The sequence below is a fragment of the Micromonospora peucetia genome (assembly GCF_900091625.1).
Classification (GTDB): Bacteria; Actinomycetota; Actinomycetes; order Mycobacteriales; family Micromonosporaceae; genus Micromonospora; species Micromonospora peucetia.
The window spans coordinates 771460-789129 of sequence record NZ_FMIC01000002.1 but is presented as its reverse complement, the minus strand read 5'-3'; the positions used below and the strand labels follow the sequence as shown (position 1 = coordinate 789129).

At 69.3% G+C, this 17670-nt stretch carries 16 protein-coding genes and 2 pseudogenes; 9 read left to right on the top strand and 9 right to left on the bottom strand.

Annotated elements, in window-relative coordinates:
* Positions 1 to 37 precede the first annotated feature (37 nt).
* The 3 genes and pseudogenes from GA0070608_RS03740 to GA0070608_RS03730 all read left to right on the top strand — a co-directional run.
* Entirely contained in the window at positions 38 to 700 is a 663-nt protein-coding gene (locus tag GA0070608_RS03740) for a pentapeptide repeat-containing protein (RefSeq protein ID WP_091621703.1), read from the top strand.
* Between the two features lie 15 nt (positions 701 to 715).
* Positions 716 to 1285: a kinase gene (locus GA0070608_RS03735; protein ID WP_091621698.1), complete on the top strand. Its 570-nt coding sequence runs from the start codon at positions 716 to 718 to the stop codon at positions 1283 to 1285.
* Positions 1286 to 1305: 20 nt separating this feature from the next.
* Positions 1306 to 1500 (top strand): annotated as a pseudogene (locus tag GA0070608_RS03730) (NIPSNAP family protein); the annotation flags it as partial.
* A 283-nt stretch (positions 1501 to 1783) separates the two neighbouring features.
* On the opposite strand, the gene GA0070608_RS03725 reads toward GA0070608_RS03730, so the two are convergent.
* A complete protein-coding gene (locus GA0070608_RS03725; RefSeq protein ID WP_091621694.1) occupies positions 1784 to 3085 on the bottom strand; it encodes a peptidoglycan DD-metalloendopeptidase family protein in 1302 nt (433 codons plus the stop codon).
* 176 nt (positions 3086 to 3261) lie between these two features.
* Here GA0070608_RS03725 and GA0070608_RS03720 point away from each other — a divergent pair, with 176 nt between their 5' ends.
* A complete protein-coding gene (locus tag GA0070608_RS03720; protein ID WP_091621690.1) occupies positions 3262 to 3777 on the top strand; it encodes a pentapeptide repeat-containing protein in 516 nt (171 codons plus the stop codon).
* A 508-nt stretch (positions 3778 to 4285) separates the two neighbouring features.
* Here the strand turns inward: GA0070608_RS03720 and GA0070608_RS33250 are convergent.
* Positions 4286 to 4897, bottom strand: a complete 612-nt coding sequence (locus GA0070608_RS33250; protein WP_091621687.1) for a CGNR zinc finger domain-containing protein — start codon at positions 4895 to 4897, stop codon at positions 4286 to 4288.
* 84 nt (positions 4898 to 4981) lie between these two features.
* Here GA0070608_RS33250 and GA0070608_RS03710 point away from each other — a divergent pair, with 84 nt between their 5' ends.
* On the top strand, positions 4982 to 5575 hold the full coding sequence (locus GA0070608_RS03710) for a hypothetical protein (protein ID WP_141719399.1): 594 nt from the start codon (positions 4982 to 4984) through the stop codon (positions 5573 to 5575).
* Between the two features lie 32 nt (positions 5576 to 5607).
* Positions 5608 to 7749, top strand: a complete 2142-nt coding sequence (locus GA0070608_RS03705) for a cupin-like domain-containing protein (protein WP_091621678.1) — start codon at positions 5608 to 5610, stop codon at positions 7747 to 7749.
* Positions 7750 to 7800: 51 nt separating this feature from the next.
* On the opposite strand, the gene GA0070608_RS03700 is transcribed toward GA0070608_RS03705, so the two are convergent.
* The 4 genes from GA0070608_RS03700 to GA0070608_RS03685 form a co-directional block, all read right to left on the bottom strand.
* Complete coding sequence (locus GA0070608_RS03700) at positions 7801 to 7986, bottom strand: hypothetical protein (protein ID WP_091621675.1); 186 nt, start codon at positions 7984 to 7986, stop codon at positions 7801 to 7803.
* 238 nt (positions 7987 to 8224) lie between these two features.
* A complete protein-coding gene (locus GA0070608_RS03695) occupies positions 8225 to 9439 on the bottom strand; it encodes an MFS transporter (protein ID WP_091621672.1) in 1215 nt (404 codons plus the stop codon).
* Positions 9423 to 10406 carry an EamA family transporter gene (locus GA0070608_RS03690; RefSeq protein ID WP_245715679.1) on the bottom strand — a complete coding sequence of 328 codons (984 nt, stop codon included), beginning with the start codon at positions 10404 to 10406 and terminating at the stop codon, positions 9423 to 9425. Before GA0070608_RS03690 ends, GA0070608_RS03695 begins: the two co-directional genes overlap by 17 nt.
* A gap of 36 nt (positions 10407 to 10442) precedes the next feature.
* Complete coding sequence (locus GA0070608_RS03685; protein WP_091621664.1) at positions 10443 to 11087, bottom strand: mycothiol-dependent nitroreductase Rv2466c family protein; 645 nt, start codon at positions 11085 to 11087, stop codon at positions 10443 to 10445.
* 185 nt (positions 11088 to 11272) lie between these two features.
* Between GA0070608_RS03685 and GA0070608_RS03680 the strand changes: the two genes are divergently transcribed.
* On the top strand, positions 11273 to 12172 hold the full coding sequence (locus tag GA0070608_RS03680; RefSeq protein ID WP_091621661.1) for a LysR family transcriptional regulator: 900 nt from the start codon (positions 11273 to 11275) through the stop codon (positions 12170 to 12172).
* Positions 12173 to 12332: 160 nt separating this feature from the next.
* On the opposite strand, the gene GA0070608_RS03675 is transcribed toward GA0070608_RS03680, so the two are convergent.
* Entirely contained in the window at positions 12333 to 13049 is a 717-nt protein-coding gene (locus GA0070608_RS03675) for a TetR/AcrR family transcriptional regulator (RefSeq protein WP_091621658.1), read from the bottom strand.
* A 114-nt stretch (positions 13050 to 13163) separates the two neighbouring features.
* Here GA0070608_RS03675 and GA0070608_RS03670 point away from each other — a divergent pair, with 114 nt between their 5' ends.
* Complete coding sequence (locus GA0070608_RS03670; protein ID WP_091621653.1) at positions 13164 to 14147, top strand: NAD(P)-dependent alcohol dehydrogenase; 984 nt, start codon at positions 13164 to 13166, stop codon at positions 14145 to 14147.
* Between the two features lie 235 nt (positions 14148 to 14382).
* Here the strand turns inward: GA0070608_RS03670 and GA0070608_RS03665 are convergent, their stop codons facing one another.
* Both GA0070608_RS03665 and GA0070608_RS34250 read right to left on the bottom strand, forming a co-directional pair.
* Complete coding sequence (locus GA0070608_RS03665) at positions 14383 to 15420, bottom strand: NB-ARC domain-containing protein (protein ID WP_141719398.1); 1038 nt, start codon at positions 15418 to 15420, stop codon at positions 14383 to 14385.
* Positions 15421 to 15468: 48 nt separating this feature from the next.
* Positions 15469 to 15633, bottom strand: a pseudogene (locus tag GA0070608_RS34250) (helix-turn-helix domain-containing protein); the annotation flags it as partial.
* Positions 15634 to 15809: 176 nt separating this feature from the next.
* Here GA0070608_RS34250 and GA0070608_RS03660 point away from each other — a divergent pair.
* On the top strand, positions 15810 to 17651 hold the full coding sequence (locus GA0070608_RS03660; protein ID WP_091621647.1) for an ABC transporter ATP-binding protein: 1842 nt from the start codon (positions 15810 to 15812) through the stop codon (positions 17649 to 17651).
* Positions 17652 to 17670 lie beyond the last annotated feature (19 nt).

Sequence of the window (17670 nt, the reverse complement as noted above, 5' to 3'; positions counted from 1 at the left end):
GGCGTGCCCACCCGGCGCCCACACAGGTTGAGGACACATGCGTACCACCACGATCGGCGACGTGAAGGTCCTGCTGCCGGACCTCGAACCGGACGACCTCGACACCACGTCGGACCTGGACGGCGGCCTCACCGAGGCCCTCGTCGAGGGTGCGGCGTGGCACGGCTCGCACCTTGAGGACGTGAGCATCCGCAGCAGCCTGATCACCGGCGTGGACCTGAGCGAGAGCACCTGGGAAGCCGGCAGCCTCTACGGCTGCGAGATCACCCGCACCGACTTCTCCGGCGCAACCCTGACTGGCATCACCATCGAACGCTGTGCCATTACCGGCTCCCGGTTCACCGGCACCAGACTCACCGACGTACGCCTCAAGGACGTCCTGTTCGACGGCTGCCGCTTCGACTACGCCACCTTCCACCGAGTCACCGCCGCCGGCTCAGTCGCGTTCACCGACTGCACTCTCACCAACGGCGCATGGTCTTCCTGCCGCCTACCGCGCATCGCACTGCGGTCGTGTGACCTCGCCGGCCTGGAACTGGACTCCTGCCACCTCGACGGCACCGACCTGCGGGGCAGCCGCCTCCAGGGCCTCAAGACGCCGCTGGACAACCTGCACGGCGTCACCCTCGGCGAAGACCAACTTCCTGACCTCACCCAGTTGACCGTCGCCGCCCTCGACCTCACCGTACGCAACAACTGAAGCCGAGGAGGCATCGTGCTCGCTGAACCCACCGGCAGCCCGGACACGATTCTCGTCTGCATCCGAGGCAACTCCGGCTCAGGCAAGAGCAGCATCGCCCGCGAGCTACGACGCCGGCACGGCCGGGGCTGCGCCCTGGTCGAGCAGGACTACCTGCGCCGCATCTTGCTGCGCGAACGGGACAAGCCCGGCGGCGCCGCGCCCGCGCTGATCGCACAGACCGTCCGATTCGCCCTCGACCACGGCTACCACGTCGTGCTGGAAGGCATCCTGCACAGCAGCCGCTACCGCAGCATGCTGACCGCCCTGCGCGACGACCACCGCGGCCGGTCGCTGTTCTGCTATCTCGACGTGTCCCTGGCCGAGACCCTGCGCCGGCACCTCACCCGCCCGCAGGCCGGTGAGTTCACCGCCGAGCACATGAGCGGCTGGTACGCCGCCCATGACGTCCTGGGCTGGCCAGGCGAACTCGTCCTACCGGAGACCACCACCCTGGTCGACGCCGTCGAGGCCCTCGCCGCTGCCGCCGGGCTACCCCAGACCGGACGCGATGACGACTTGCTTCCGAGCGTTCCGTCCCCGTAGAGCAGCCAAACCGGCATGGCTACTTCCTGCCGGCCGAGGGTGCCAGCGACCGGGCGGAGGCGTTGTTCAGCTTCGAGGACCTGGCCGCCTACGAACGCTACCGCTCACGGTTCGGTGAGGATCCGGAGTTCGTTGCCGCGGACCGGATCCGCGACGAGTCAGGATGCGTCCTGCGCTACGAGAGGACGTTCATGCGCCCGCTACTGCCGGACTGAACGCGGGCACCCCCATCGCCGTCCGGTCGCACGACCTCGCCGAGTACCCGGGCCGCGCAGGTACGCTCGCCCCTCAGTCGACACCGGGACCGCTGCGGTGGATTACCGCCACCAGCCCGACGGTGTCTCTGCCCGACGTGACGCGCGCCCGGCACGTCCTGGCGAATCCGGCACTGAAGGCCGGCTTCCTGCCGTGCACTGCGGCAGAAGCCGGCCTTGGCCGGCGGGTCGGCCGGGCACGTGTCTGGTTACTGGGCCGACCCGCCCTGGTGAATCGTTACTGTCACATGACGTGCTTGAAGGCCGCCCAGCCGTTCCCGATTTTGACCGGGTTGCCGAGGCCGGCTCCGTGGTGCGGGTAGTACCAGAGGTTGCCGTTCGCATCGACTCCTAGGATGTCGGCGGCGCCGTCACCGCTCCAGTCGGCGGCCATGACGTGCTTGAAGGCTGCCCAGCCGTATCCGATTTTGACCGGGTTGCCGAGGCCGGCTCCGTGGTGCGGGTAGTACCAGAGGTTGCCGTTCGCATCGACTCCTAGGATGTCGGCGGCGCCGTCACCGCTCCAGTCGGCGGCCATGACGTGCTTGAAGGCTGCCCAGCCGTATCCGATTTTGACCGGGTTGCCGAGGCCGGCTCCGTGGTGCGGGTAGTACCAGAGGTTGCCGCTCGCATCGACTCCTAGGACGTCGGCGGCGCCGTCACCGCTCCAGTCCGCGGCCATCACATGCTTGAAGGCCGCCCAGCCATTCCCGATCTGCGTGTAGCCAGACAGTTTGTAGCTGTTGTTCGGGTAGTACAACAGCCTTCCTGAAGAATCGACTCCTAGGACGTCGGCGGCGCCGTCACCGCTCCAGTCGGCGGCCATAACGTGCTTGAAGGCCGCCCAACCGATCCCGATTTTGACCGGGGTGCTGAGACCGGCTCCGTTGTGCGGGTAGTACCAGAAGTCACCGTTGGCAGCGACCCCCAATACATCGGCGACACCGTCACCACTGAAGTCGGACACCCGTTCGCCATCAGCCCCAGGCAGGCTGGTGGAAAGGTGATTCTGGCTCGCGGGTGCGGTGCCGGTGGGATAGTTGGTGCCGGTCTCCACGCTATTGGGGACCTCGCGGCTGAGCTGAGAGTTGCAGTAGACGACATTCCAGTGAAGATGTGGACCGGTCGCATTTCCGGTGGCGCCGGACGCGCCGATATGCTGCCCCTGCGCCACCCATTGCCCTGTGTTGACGATCGTGGCGCTGAGATGGGCGTACTGCGAGCAGCGATTGTTGCCGTGGTCGATCAAGGCGATGATGCCTCCGCCGCTGCTCCATCCCTCGTAGTGGACGGTGCCGGCCGCCGAGGCGACAATCGGGGTGCCCTGCGGCATGGCGAAGTCGACGGCATGTCGGTTGTAGCCGTCGTTGTGAGAATAGCCGCTCCCGGGCGTCTGGGTGATGGTGTACGCGTGTCCAGCCCGGTAAGGCAGCTTGAATGGCGCGCCACTGCCGGCGAGTGCGAAATCCTGAGGAACCAGGATTCCGAGCACGGCGACAAGCACAGCCAAGCTGACTGCGATATCGCGACGCAAATTGGCCTCCATGTGTTTCGATGGGCGTGGAATGTGAAATATTGACCTTGCAACTGCACGCCCATGAGCCACGGACCTTCGGGCGCGATCTGGCCCAGAGGGTGTCCCAGCGAGGCCGAGACTGTCAAGATCGCCAATGGCTCTCTGCGCGGGCGTGCCCACCGCGCGCCCGCACAGGTTGGAGAGACATGCGTACGACCACCGTGGGCGACGTGACGCTTCTCCTGCCCGACCTCGACCAGGAAGACCTCGACCAGGTCACCGACGTACCCGACGACGACCTCCGGGATGGCCTCGTGGAGGACGTCTCCTGGCGAGGCCAACAGATCGCGGACCTGAGCATCCGAGGCTGCCGGATCACCGGAGCGGATCTCGGTGAGATCAACTGGGAGGGCGGCGCCCTCTACGGCTGCGAGATCGTTCGTACCGACCTGTCCGGAGCGGCCCTCACTGGCGTCAGCATCGAACGGTGCTCGGTCACCGGCTCCCGCTTCACAGGGACTCGACTCGTCGACGTTCGCCTGAAGGACGCTCTGTTCGACAACTGCCTGCGGGGCAGCCGGCTGCACGCCTTCACGGGACCACTGGACAATTTGCGGGGCGTCGCCCTCACCGAGGATCAGCTTCCCGAGCTGACCCGGATGGCCGTCAACGCTCTGAGCATCGATGTCCGCGCGGACGCGGCGCGCGGCCACGACCGCTGACGCCGCTACTGGCTGCGGCGACCGACCCTACGGACTCGCCCTCGGCGCATAGTCCGTTACCGAGCGAAGACGCAGGAACGACCCCCTGGCGTTGTCTGCGGTTCTTGGCACACGTCGACCGTGGCCCGATCGGCGACGTTGTCGCCGAGCACGAGCGGCCGGTGTCAGGGCTGGGTGGACTGTTGGCCGGCTACCGGCGTGCGGACCGGCTGGTGCCGGTTGGGGCGTTTCTTCTGATCGCTCAGACTGGTGTCCGACGCCGGGTCGCCCCGCCATCCGGTCCGGCCTCCTGCGGCTGACGGACGGGCCGTTGCCCCGGTTCGAGCCGGGGAGGTGGTCGGTCACGACGGCACCGATCCCTGACCCGGACCCCAGTCCTCGCGGCAGCCGCATCGACGGTGGCGTCCAGGTCGTGATCATGCTGGCCATCGGCGGCCCAGCGGGGGCGGCCAGCTTCACCCGCGTGCACAAGGTGGCCGCCGCGCCCGGCCAACCCGGTGGCGGTTGGTCACTCCGGCTGCTGGCGGGCGGCATAGGCCCGTACCTTGGCCCGGTTGCCGCAACTGGCCATGCTGCACCAGCGACGCCGGCCCCGCCGGTCGAGGAAGAGCCATCCGCAGTCGACGGCCGAGCAGGCGCGTACCTCGGTGCGGGCCGGGGTGCTGAGCAGTTCGGCGGCGGCCTGGGCGGCGGCCAGTAGCGGCAGCAGCAGACCGACGTCGTCGGGCAGCGTCCAGTGGGCGAGTCCGTCCTGGTCCGACTCCAGCACCGCCACGGCGGCGGCTCGCTGTGCCTGCTCGGCGACGTGCCGGAAGGCCGCGGTGTCGCCCGGGTCGAGCAGGACATCGTGCAGCGCGGTGCGCAGCAGCCGGGTCGCCACCAGTACGTCGTGTGCGGCGGCCGGGTCGCGGCGACCGTGTTCCCGGAGTCGACCGACGGCGGTCGGGGCGAGTAGCCGGACGTACCCGGTCCACACCGCCAGGCGGTCGAAGTCGCGAAGCCACTCCCGTTCCGGACTGAATGGTGCCGCCCAGCCGGCCCAGGTGTTGCAGAGCTCCACGGCGGGATGCCCGCCCACCGGGATGGGCATCGGATAGCCCTCGACGTTCACCCAGTGCATGTTGACAGTGTGCCTTGACTCGGCGTAGTTAACCAGTACTGTCAACGACACCGGTTAACTGGCATCTACTGGTTAGGTGATGACATGCGCCTGGGAAGTATCGTCAGTCAGGCTCTGCTCGGAACGCTGATGGTGTCCACGGCCCTCGTGACCGCTCCCGCCAGCCCGGTGCTCGCTCGGGACATCGGATCCCAGGTGACCGTGTCCGGCTGGCGAGGCTGGGACGGCAACCGCCCCGAGCCCTGGCGTCCGTCGATCCAGGAGGAATGGACCGGGCCGGCCGGCCGCTACTGCTCGTTCCCGCTCCACGTCCGCGTCGTCTCCCAGGACGTACGGGTCCGGGTGCTCGCCCGGTATGCCACCGGTGCCGTCCGACGTGAGGAGTACACCGGCCCGCTGACCGTGGACTTCGTCAACACCGACACCGGAAGAGCCGTACGCCGGGACGCGGGCGGCTCCGGGTTGCTCGAATACCGCCCGGACGGCGGGTGGCTGCGCTACACCATCGTCGGGCCGGCGGGGTTCGGCTTCCGGACGGGAGACCACCACCCGCGTGGCTACTTCATTCTCGACGGGCTGCACGTCGTCTCGATCGATCCGGCCGGCACCCGTCAGCTGACGCTGGGGATCGGCCGACAGGACAACGTCTGCGTCGCTCTCGGCGACCCGACCCCCTGACCACGGCGACCCGGTGAAGGTGGTGGGTGGGGATGGCCGACGTGCAGCTCTGCGTACTCGGGCCACTGACCGCACACCGCGACAGGGCGGAAGTGGCGCTCGGTGGCCGGCGACAGCGCATGGTGCTCGCCACGTTGCTGGCGGCCCGGGGTCGGATGCTGCCCGCCGAGCGGCTGCGGGACCTGGTCTGGAGCGACGGTGGGCGTACGGCCGGCCCGGCGACCCTGCACGGGTACGTGGCCGGGCTGCGGCGGGCGCTCGAACCGGACCGACCACCGCGCTCACCGAGTACGGTGCTGCTCCGGGAAGGCCCCGGGTACGCCGTCCGGGTGCCGGCTGAGCAGGTCGACGCGGAACGGTTCACCGCGCTGGTCGCGCACGGCGTGACGATGCTGGAACGAGGGCAACCCGCTGCGGCCGTCACGACCCTGACCGGGGCGCTCGGCTTGTGGCGCGGCCCGGCGTACGCCGATCTGGCGGAGGCGTCGTTCGTGCTGCCGGAGATCGCCCGCCTCGACGGGTTGCGGGCCGCTGCCGCTGAGTCACGGCTGACCGCCGTGCTGGCGCTGGGCCGGCACGCCGAGGTGCTTGGTGAGCTGGAGGCGCTTGTCCTCGAACAGCCGTTGCGGGAGCGCGGCTGGGAGTTGCTGGTGATCGCGCTGTACCGGGCCGGTCGGCAGGGCGACGCGTTGAGCGTGGTGCGCCGGGCCCGGACCCGACTCGCCCGGGACCTCGGTGTCGACCCCGGGGCCGGACTGCTTCGCCTGGAAGCGGCGATCCTCGGTCAGGACACCTCCCTCGACCCTCCGGTCGGCCGGGCCGTACCGCTGGGGATGCCTTACGGCGGCGGCCGGTCGTGGTGGGCGCCTCGCCGTACCGCCGAGGATCCCAGTGGGATCCCAGCGGACGTTGGCACCGTCGACCACACGACCATCCACTGTGAAGGGGGACACCATGCGCGGGCTGCGGCCGATGACCAAGTCCGAACCGGAGTTCGAGGTCAACGTCAAGAACAACTACATCGACTGCGTCGATCTGTCGAACGGACGTACCCGGCAGCGGCTTCCCCTGCCAGACGAAGCCGCGTCCGCCGGGCCGGCCGGGGCGCACCGAGACCGGTCACCGTCCCGATTGCCGGAGACCCGGTGACCCGGACGGCCGCCGAGCCGGTCGGGCTCACGCCGCAGTGGCGGGCCTGGACGGCCGAGAACCTGGCCCTCGGTGTGCCGGCCGGGGAGGTTCGGGAGGCACTGCTGGCGGCGGGGCTTTCCGGATCGGCGGTCGACGAGGAACTGACCCGTGCGCCAGACCACCCGTACTTCCAGGCATGCCTGCGGCTGGCCCGGGAGTACGCCTGGCTGGAGTCGCTACTGGACTTCTACAGCGATCTCCGCTCGGCACAGCTGGCCGGTGGGCTGGAGCGCCGGACCGGCCTCTCCGCTGCCGAGTTCTTCGACCGGTACTACTTCGCCAACCGACCGGTGATCCTGGCCGGGGCGGTCGACGACTGGCCGGCCCGACAGCGGTGGTCGCCGACCAGCCTGCGAGACCGACTGGGTGAGGTCGAGGTCGAGGTGATGACCGGGCGGGACAGCAACCCGGAGCATGGCTGGCAGCACGACGCACACCGGACGCGAATGGCGTTCGCCGACTACCTCACCATGGTCGAGACGGGTGGGGAGACCAACGACTACTACATGGTCGCGCGCAACGACAACTGGCAGCACGGTCTCAAACCGTTGACCCAGGACATCAAGCCGGTGCCCGGCATCATCGATCCGGCTCTACCGCCGGAGGCGGTGACCCTGCTGCTGGGGCCGGCCGGCACGGTCACCGGACTGCACCACGACAACATGAACATCCTGCTGTGCCAGGTGATGGGCCGCAAACACGTCCGCCTCGTGCCGTCGTACCAGCGTCCCCGGGTGTATCCCCGGGGCGGGACGTACAGCCAGGTCGACGCCGCGCGGCCCGACCTCGACCAGCACCCGTTGTACGGGCAGGCCACCGTCCTGACGGGGGTGCTGGAGCCGGGCGACGCACTGTTGGTGCCGGCCGGATGGTGGCACTGGGTGCGGGCACTGGACATCAGCGCCACGGTGAGCCTGCACCATTTCCAGGTGCCCCCGGGCAACCACTACCTACACCCACCGCTGGTGCGTACCGAACCCTGACGGAGAGGGCGGACGGTGGCGGGGGCACCGGTACCGGTGCCCCCGACACCCCTAACCCTTGTCCTTCTCCGGTGGGGGGTCCGGGATCTCGTCCGTGGCCAGGCCGGGTGGGCCGGTTGGTGGTGGGTCGCGTACGTCGGCGCTGTACCGCACGTTCGGCAGTTCGTCGGCGCGCGGTGCCGCGCCGGCGGTGAGGGCGGTGGCGGCCACCATCGTGACGATCAACAACTTCCGCATGCGTCACCTCCTCTCCTCGTTGCCGGGCGGACACCGCCGGACAGGGTGCCCAGCGGGCAGCATCCGCCGGTCCACTGGGATCCGACTGGGAGCGGAGCTGGGAGAGGTCGACTTCCCGGACTCCGGACGGACCGGGCTGGCCGCGAAGTGGGCTGGCCAGTCCGGTAGCCGGCCGATCGTCCTCATCCACCGGACCCGCGACCCGCTGCGCCCCGACCTGGCCCTCACGTCGTCGCGCTCAACCGGTGCTGGCCAGCGCATCGTCGGAGGCGACCGGGGACGTCCTCCGGCGCATGCCGAGCATGACGAGGAGGGAGGCCGTTGTCAGAGCGACGCCGAACCAGACGGCACTCTCGACACCGAAGTTGTCGGCGAACAGCCCACCGAACAGCGCTCCGAGGGCAATGGACGTGTTGTACCCCAACGTGTTGATCGACATGGCAGCCTCGAACGTCTCGGGCGCGACGCCGAGCGTCATGTTGATCTGGCACAGGTTCGCGGCGCCGAAGGAGACTCCCCAGAGCAACACCGACAGGAACAGGCCGGGCCGGGTGTGACCGAGGGAGAGCAGCAACAGCATGGACACCACCAGGCCCGTGCCGGCGACGACGAAGCTGGCCCGCAGGTTCCTGGTCACGGTGTAGCTGGCGATGAAGTTTCCGGCCGCGCCGCCGACGCCGTAGGCGACCAGCAACACCGAGATGAAGGCGGCCGTGACGGAGGCGTTGTTCTCCGCGATGGGCCGGATGAACGTGTAGGCCCCGAAGTGGCCGAGCACGTACAGGGTCACTGCCGCAATCACCAGGCGCAGTTGTCTGTTCCGGAACGGGAGCCCGAGGACCTCCCGCACCGAGACGGCGTTCGCCGACGGCAGCGACGGAACGATGGCCGCGACCGCGAGGAACACCAGGGCGCAGAGGGCGCTCCAGATGAGGAACGTGGTGCGCCAACTGGTGAGGCTCTCGAGGAACGTCCCCAGTGGCATGCCCACCACGGCGGCGATCGAGATGCCGGACAACGCGACCGCGGACGCCCGGCTCGCGTGGCGTGCCGGGACGAGGCGCATCGCCATGCTGACGCCGATCGCCCAGAACACTCCGTTGGCGAAGCCCATGATGAGCCGGGTCGTCAGGATCAGCGCGAAGTTCGGCGAGATGGCGGTGACCAGGTTTCCGACGGTCAGGACCGCCAGGAGCGTGGTCAGCAGCATGCGCCGGTTGACGCGCCTGGTCCAGGCGACGATGAACGGTACGCCCAGACCGGCCGAGATGCCGTACAGGGTGACCATCAGGCCGGCGATGCCCAGCGACACCCCCAGGTTGGTGCTGACCGGGGTGAGCAGGCCGACGGGCATCAGCTCGGTGGTGACGAACATGAACAGGCTGGCAGTGATGACTGAGACGCCCAACCATGATCGGAACGTCGAGTGCGGGTGTTCAACGTGGGCGGCCATTGCGTCCCTCTTGTCGTCCTGGGCGTACAGGTGGGTTCGGTGCAGGTGCCGTGGTGGGGCTTGGCCTGCCCGGTCGTGGTTGCGCGAGCAGCACGGCCGTAAGGATCACGAGGATGCCGAGCAGTTGCGGAGTCGACAGTGTCTGGTGCAGGAACAGGTATCCGAGCAGGGTGGCGACGACCGGACTGACCAGGGCGAGGAAGGCGACGGCCAGCGCCGGCAGCCTCTCGATCCCGCGGAACCAGAGCACGTAGCTGAGGACGGCGCCGAGCGAGATGAGGTAGCCGAATCCGATGATGTTGGTTCCGGTGACGGAGCTCGGTAGCCCTTCGATGAACAGCGTGAAGGGCAACGACACCAGGCCGCCGGCGGTGAGCTGCCAGCCGGTGAAGGGCAACAGTCCCACTCCGTGCGGTCGTCCCCATAGTTTGGTCAGGGTGATGCCGACCGCCATGCTGGCCGCCGCGGCCAGCGCCGCCGCCACCCCGACGAAGTCCGGTGCGGCCGTTCCCTTGAACACGAGCAGCACGACACCGCCCGCGCCGAGGGCGCAGGCCGCCGCGTGGACAGGCCGAATCCTGTCCCCGATGAGCAGCGCCGCCAGGATCAGGACGATCATCGGCTGGACGGCCATGATCATCGCCGCCACACCACCCGGCAGGCGATAGGCCGCGACGAACAACAGGAAGTTGAACGCGCCGATGTTGAGCGTGCCGAGCACCAGGGCACGCCACAGCCAGCTCCTGGTCGGCAGCACGCGGGTGAAGGGCAGCAGGATCAGGCCCGCCGGAAGCGCCCGCACCGTGGTGGCCAGCAGCGGCCGGTCCGGTGGCAGGAACTCGGTCGTCACCAGATAGGTGCTTCCCCAGATCGCCGGTGCGAGCGCCGTCACACCCGCCGTGAGGAGTGGGTGGCCGCCTTTCACGCCCGCGCCACCCTCCGCGCCGGGGCTCGATCGTCCGTTCACGTTCACCGCTCCTTCCGGACGGGTCGCCCGTACGCGCTAGCCGAAGATGGGATCGCGGGTGCGGTTGCGCTTGAGCTCGAAGAAGCCGTCGGTGCCCGCCACGGCGACGACGCCGTCCCAGAGGCGGCCGGCGGCCTCGCCGCGCGGGGCGGGGGACATGACCGGGCCGAAGAAAGCGATGGGCTCGACGTCGGCACCGGAGATGTGGATGACGGGAGTGCCGACCTCAGCGCCCACGGGGTCCATGCCGGCGTGGTGACTGGCGCGCAGCGCCTTGTCGTAGTCGGTCGTGTCCGCCGCCTCGGCGAGCTCGGCCGGCAGGTCGGCATCGGTAAGGGCGGCGAGTAGCATGCCGCTTCCCAGGCCGGCCTGCTCGTGGTGGATCAGGGTTCCCATGGCGTTGAAGAGGTGCCGCAGCGCTTCGGGACCGTGCTGCTGCTCGGCGGCGATGCAGACGCGCACCGCACCCCAGCCCTCGACCATGGCGCTCCGGTACTTCTCCGGCACGTCCCGGCCCTCGTTGAGCACCGAGAGGCTCATGATGTGGAACCGGACCTCGATGGGCCGCACCTGCTCGACCTCAAGCAGCCAGCGGGAGGCGATCCAGGCCCATGGACAGCGTGGATCGACCCACATGTCAGCGGTGCTGGCGGCCCGGTGTCCCGGTTGATCGATGGTCATAGTTTTGGTGTTCCTCTCGGGTGGGATTCGACTGTCCGGCTCGCTCGGGGCGACCGGGACGAATTCCGCGACCTGGGCGCAGGTCCGTTGCGGCCGGGCCTGTCACGCTCGAAGTCTCACCCGGATGCGATCAATGAGTCCAACGCATCTTGATCACCCCATCAATCGTGGTGCACGATTGATCGATGGAGCTCCAGCAGATGCGCTACGTCGTCGCCGTCGCCGAGACGAACAACTTCACCCGCGCCGCCGAACGTTGCCTGGTGGTCCAGTCCGCCCTCAGCCACCAGATCGCGCGCCTGGAGAGGGAACTGGGCGCGAGTCTCTTCGAGCGCACCAGCCGCCGGGTGCGGCTGACCGCGGCCGGTGCGGCGTTCCTCCCCGCCGCCCGTCAGTGTCTGGACGCCGCCGAGCGGGCGGCTGCCGAGGTCGCCGCGGCCGTCGGCGAGGTACGCGGACGGCTCGCCGTGGGCCTGATCCCCACCGTCGCCGCCGTCGACATCCCGGACGCACTGCGGAAATTCCGCCAGCAGTACCCGAACGTGCGCATCAGCCTGCGCGCGGGTGCGAGCGAGGAACTTGTCGATCAGGTCAAGCAGGGAGCCATCGAAGTCGCCTTCCTCGGGCTGCCGACCACCGCGCGAGTCCAGGGTGTCCAGGCTCGGGAACTCGCCCGCGACCGGCTCGTCGCCGTGGTCGCGCAGGACCACCCCCTCGCCGGGGAGTCGACGGTCAGCCTGCGCAGGCTCGCGGCCGAGGTGTTCGTGGACCTGCCGGCCAGGACGGCCGGGCGTGCCCAGTCCGACCAGGCCTTCTCCGCCGCAGGTCTCAGCCGTGACGTCGCCTTCGAGGTCACCACCGCGTACCTCATCGCTCAGCTGGTGGGGCAGGGCCTCTGCGTCGCCATGCTCCCCTCCGCCTATGTGCCTCAGCTCACCGGCGTGACGACCATCGAGGTTTCCGACGCACCGGCCCGCGTGGAGTACGTCATCTGGAGCAACGAGAGCCGGACCCCCGCGGCGACCGCCTTCCTGGCCATTCTCGACATCCCGGAAGGGGCCGCCACAGAGGCCTCGGCCGGGTGACCGTCCGCGCGTCCGGCGGGCCTGCGACGGCCGGGAGCCGATGCCTCCGGCCGGCGGCACTGCTCGCATCCGGCCCCGCCCCGCGGTGGTACGGGCATCGGTGGTCCGCCTGACTCCGCTGAGCCCGCAGCGGTGGCGGCTGTTGACTGGGCTGACCGTCTCACCGGGCTCGGCGCGACGATGTCCAGTCTTGCTGTTGCAGTCGTTCGATGCCGTTCAGCAGCAGGTCCAGCGCGAACTCGAACTCGAACTGGTCGTCGCAGCCCTGTCCCACGACCGACGCGTTGTCGTGGGACGCCGCCATGGCGATCTCCGCGATGTGCGGGAACCGGGCCGCGACCTCCGGGGGTAAGGCCTCCGGCGGGTCTGGGTTGGTGGTGCCGGACCGGCCGGCGCGCCGGGAGGCGTCGAACAGTTCCTGGCTGAACCCCAGGATTCGGCTGCCCATCGCGTGCATCACGTGGTGGGTGAGGTCGGCGGAGAACCCGCCGGCCCGGAACGTCCCGATCATCGAGTCGAGGTAGGCGAGGATGGCCGGCGTCGCCATGTTCCGCGACTCGATCGCGAGCGGCGCCCAGAGGTGGCGCCGCAGCACCTGCCGCGCCGAGAGGATGCGTCTGCGGACCGTGTGCTTCCAGTCGGCATCGGGCACCGGCGGGTCGATCTCGCCGACGACGACGTCGATCATGCCGTCGAGCAGTTCGTCTTTGTTGGCCACGTGCTTGTAGAGGGCCATCGGCACGACGCCCAGATCCTGGGCGAGGTTGCGCATGCTGAGGGACTCGATCCCGGCCTCGTCGGCGAGTGCGACGGCGGCGCGCAGGATCCGGTCCCTGCTCAGCGGCGTCCGGCGCAGCGTCTCAGCCTGCTCGGCCATCTCGGTCCTCGTCTTCGGCGGCGGTTGAAACCATAACCGCCTTGACGAGTGTACGGCGTACACCTACATTGAGTGACATGAGGTGTACGCCGTACACCTTGAGGGGAGGGAAGGATGAAAGCCATCGTCCAGGACCGGTACGGCCCGCCGGAAACGCTCACGCTCGTGGACATCGACGTGCCGGTGCCTGCCGCCGACGAGGTGCTCGTGCGGGTCGAGGCCGCCGCGCTCAACGCGTACGACTGGCATGCCATGCGCGGCGATCCACGGATGGCGCGGTTGGCCATGGGCCGATCAGGGCCCCGAGCACGCATCCGTGGCCGCGACTTCGCCGGCCGGGTTGAGGCCGTTGGCACCCACGTTCGACAGGTGCGCACGGGTGACGCTGTCTTCGGCGACCTCGGCGACGCCAACGGCGCATTCGCCGAGTACGTGTGCGTGCCCGCAACCCTGGTCGCGCCGAAGCCGGCGAACCTGACGCCGCAGCAGGCAGCCGCCCTGCCGTTGGCCGGTGTCACCGCCCTCATGGGGCTGTGCGACGTCGGGCGGGTCGAGCCCGGCCACCGCGTCCTCATCAACGGCGCCTCCGGCGGCGTCGGCACCCTGGCCGTCCAACTGGCCAAGGTGCTCGGCGCGACCGTGACCGGGGTGTGCAGCACCCGCAACACCGACCTGCTCCGCTCCCTCGGTGCCGACCACGTCGTCGACTACACCCGCGACGACTTCACCCGCGACGCCCGCCGGCACGATGTCGTGTTCGACCTGGTCGGCAACCGCTCACTCACCGCGCTCCGGCGGGCGCTGACCCCGACCGGGACACTGGTGCTCTCCGGCGGTGGCGTGTTCTGCGGCGGCAGTCTCGTCGGACCGGTCTGGCTCCTCACGCGCGGGCGGCTGCTGGCACCCTTCGTGCGACACCGCATCGTCACACTCACCACGGCGCCAAGCCGACCGCACCTCGACACGCTCCGCGCCCACGCCGAGGCCGGCCGCCTCACCCCGGTCATCGACCGGACCTATCCGCTTTACGAGGTGCCCCAAGCCATCCGGTACCTCGAAGGTGAACACGCGCGGGCGAAAGTGGTCATCACCCTCTGACACACTGTTGGCCGTCAGCCGGGACCGCCACCGTCATCAAGACCACGTTCCCTGTACCCGATTGACCACCTCGCCTGAGGTAATCGAGGGCCCCTGACCCTACGGCCCGCGATCGGGATCGCGATGGATGCGGGGCCCTGCCCTGACAACCAGTCGAAATTGTGCCTGGGAGCGACCGCGTCCACATTTAATGGAGGGCGGGTTTCCGTTGTAGTCAAATATGTGATCACAGAAACTACGACACCCGTAGCGCCGGGTATGTCAACTCTTCGCCGTAGGCGCGCAGCAATCCGCGCAGTACGTAGCGGTCGGGGCCCTGATTCTCGATCAGATGCAACCGCGCCAACTCGCTGAGTAGTGGATGCACCTCGGCCCGAGAGAGCAGGGCGAGGACGGCAGCCTTCCTCTCGGTGATGTGGTCCTCCGGGTGGCGGGCCAACAGTCGGAACAGTCTGGCGGCCTCCGGGGAGAGCGTCGCGTATGACCGGAGGAACACCGACCGGAGGTTCGTCGCCGGATCGCTGCCGGAGAGGATGTCCAGCCGCTGGTGCGGGTTGCGCAGTTGGGCGGCGAGGTAGCCGAGCGAGGCTCCGGGGTGCCGGTTCGCGAAGGTGGCCGCGCTTGCCAACGCCAGGGGCAGCCGGTCGCAGTGTTCGATGACCTCGTCGAGCGCCGGTTGGTCGGCGGCGGCCCGCCGAACGCCGAGCCGCCGGGCAAGCAGCTCCCGGGCTTCGACCAGTGGCATGCGAGGCAACGTCAGCAGGCCGGCACCGTCGGCGGTGACCAGGCCGGAAAGCCGGTCCCGGCTGGTCACCAGGACCAGCGAATCTGCCGACCCTGGCAGCAGGGGACGGACCTGCTGGGCATCTCGGGCGTTGTCCAACAGGATCAGCATCCGACGTTCGGCCATCAGGCTCCGGTAGAGGCCGACCTGCGCGTCCGGGTCCGCCGGCACCTGGTGTGACGGGAAGTGCAGGGCCGCAAGGATGCTGTGGAGGGCGGCGCAGGTCGTCAACGGGCTCTGGTACGGGTCGAATCCGCGCAGGTTGAGATAGATCTGACCGTCGGGGAACCGGCGGCGCACCCGGTGGGCCCAGTGCACGGCCAGGGTCGTCTTGCCGATGCCGGCGCTGCCCACGATCGCCTGGGTGACCGTCGCGCCGTCTCCCGCGGTCAGGCCGGCGTCGAGCAGCCGCATCGGCTCCGCCCGCCCGACGAACGAGGGGATGCTGGCGGGAAGCTGCGCCGGCACCGGGCCCGCAACCGGCTTCATCACGGTCCGTGTTGGGGGCGTCCGTGACGTCAGGACCAACGCTCTCGCCTCTTCGTTGCTGAGAGTGAGTGCGTCGGTCAGTTTGCGGAGTGTTCCGGTGTGCGGCTGCTGGATTCGGCCGGTCTCGAGACCGCGAATCGTGCCCACGCTCAATTGGCTTATGTCAGCCAGTTCTTCCTGCGTAAGTAGGGCCCGCCTGCGTAGCGCGCGCACGAGGCCGGCGAGTGAGGCGTCTGCTGTGGACGCGTCGCTACTCGGGTCCTCCGTCAAGGCCGTGCCCCCAAATTTGATGCCTTATTAACGGTCAGTTATCTGGCTCCGCCGCGCGTGGTCGGGAGAAAGTGTAGCCACTCTCCGTCGATTTTCCGGAAGGGGGCTCACGTACCCTTATGGCCGCCAAACCGCCTGCCACGTCCGCTTTCCGGCTATTGCTCAGGTACGTTCGTCCGCATCGTCGGATCCTGGCGTTCGGCACCGTAATCAGCTCCGTCGGCGGAGCCGCGGCTCTGGCGACACCGCTGCTGGCGAGGGAGTTCGTCGACCGGTTGGGTTCGGGACGACCGATCCTGGGGCTGACCGTCCTGCTCTGCGGAGTCGTGCTCGCGGCGGCCGTCGTTGCCGGAGTGGGCCGGTACCTGATCGACCGGACCGCTGAGGAGATCGTCCGTGACGTCCGGTCCGGCCTGGTCACCCGGCTGTTGCGGCTGCGGGTCGGCGCGTTCAACACCACGCCACCCGGTGACCTGATCTCCCGGGTCACCGCCGACACCACGCTGCTGCGTCACGCGACCACCAACGACCTGGTGGACCTGATGCTCGGGACGGTCGTCCTGCTCGGAATGGTCGGGTTCATGGTGTACCTGGACCCGGTCCTGTTCGGCGTGGTGGCCGCGGTGATGCTGGTGGTCGGCGGGGCCACCGCCCTGGTCCTGCCGCGCCTGGGGGCGGCGAACCGGCGGGCACAGGACGCCCTCGGCGACATCGGCGGCTATCTGGAACGCGCTCTCGGCGCGCTGCGCACCATCAAGGCCAACGGTGCGGAGCAGCGCGAGGCCAGGGTGATGCACCGGGCGGTCGACACGGCCCGCGACGAGGGGATCACCGCTGCCCGGTGGAGCGCTCTCGCTGGTTCCTCGTCCGGACTTGTCGTTCAGCTGTCCTTCCTCGCCGTGTTCGGGGTCGGTGGCGCCCGGGTGGCCGACGGCAGCCTGCCGATCTCGTCGTTGATCGCCTTCCTGATGTACCTGTTCTACCTGTTCTCACCGATCAACCAGCTGGTGCAGGGCGCCAGCGGGGTGCAGGCCGGGATGGCCGCCGTGCGCCGCATCGAGGAGGTCGAAGCACTCTCCGCCGAGCCGGACGACCGGGCGCCCTCCACCGGCGCCGGACGAGGCGCCCCGGCCGCCGACGTCGCTCCGAACGCCGTTGTCAACGGGTACCCCGGCGGTGGCCCGGCTGCCGAGGTCGCCGTCGCCTTCCGCGCGGTCCGGTTCCGGTACGCCCCGGACGGGCCGGACGTCCTGTCCGGGGTGGACTTCGACGTGCCGGTCGGTGGGATGACCGCGTTGGTCGGCCCTTCCGGTGCCGGCAAGTCGACGGTGTTCGCCCTGCTGGAGCGCTTCTACGAGGCGGACTCCGGGGTGGTGGAGTTCGCCGGCCGGGACGTCCGTGACCTGTCGATCCCGCAGTTGCGCGCGGACCTGGGGTACGTGGAGCAGGACGCGCCCGTGCTGTCCGGGACCCTTCGGGAGAACCTCCTCTTCGCCGCGCCGGACGCCTCCGCCGCCCAACTCGCCGAGGCAATGGAACAGACCCGGCTGAACGATCTCGTCAGTCGCCTCCCCGACGGTCTGGACACCCCGGTCGGGCATCGGGGGATGAACCTCTCCGGCGGGGAACGGCAACGCATCGCGATTGCCAGGGCCCTGTTGCGCCGTCCCCGGGTGCTGCTGCTGGACGAGGCGACCTCCGCCCTCGACGGGCTCAACGAACTGAGCCTGCGCGACGCGATCGCCGAGGTGGCACGGGTCAGCACCGTGCTGATCATCGCGCACCGACTCTCCACGGTGACCATGGCCCGGCAGATCCTGCTCCTCGACGGGGGCCGGATCCGAGCCCGGGGCACCCATGCGGAGCTGATCGACTCCGACGACCTCTACCGAACCCTGGCCATGACGCAGCTGCTCGACGCGGAGTCCGGCTCCGTTCGGCGCACGGCCACCGCCTCCTGATCCACCGCGCAACGAAGGA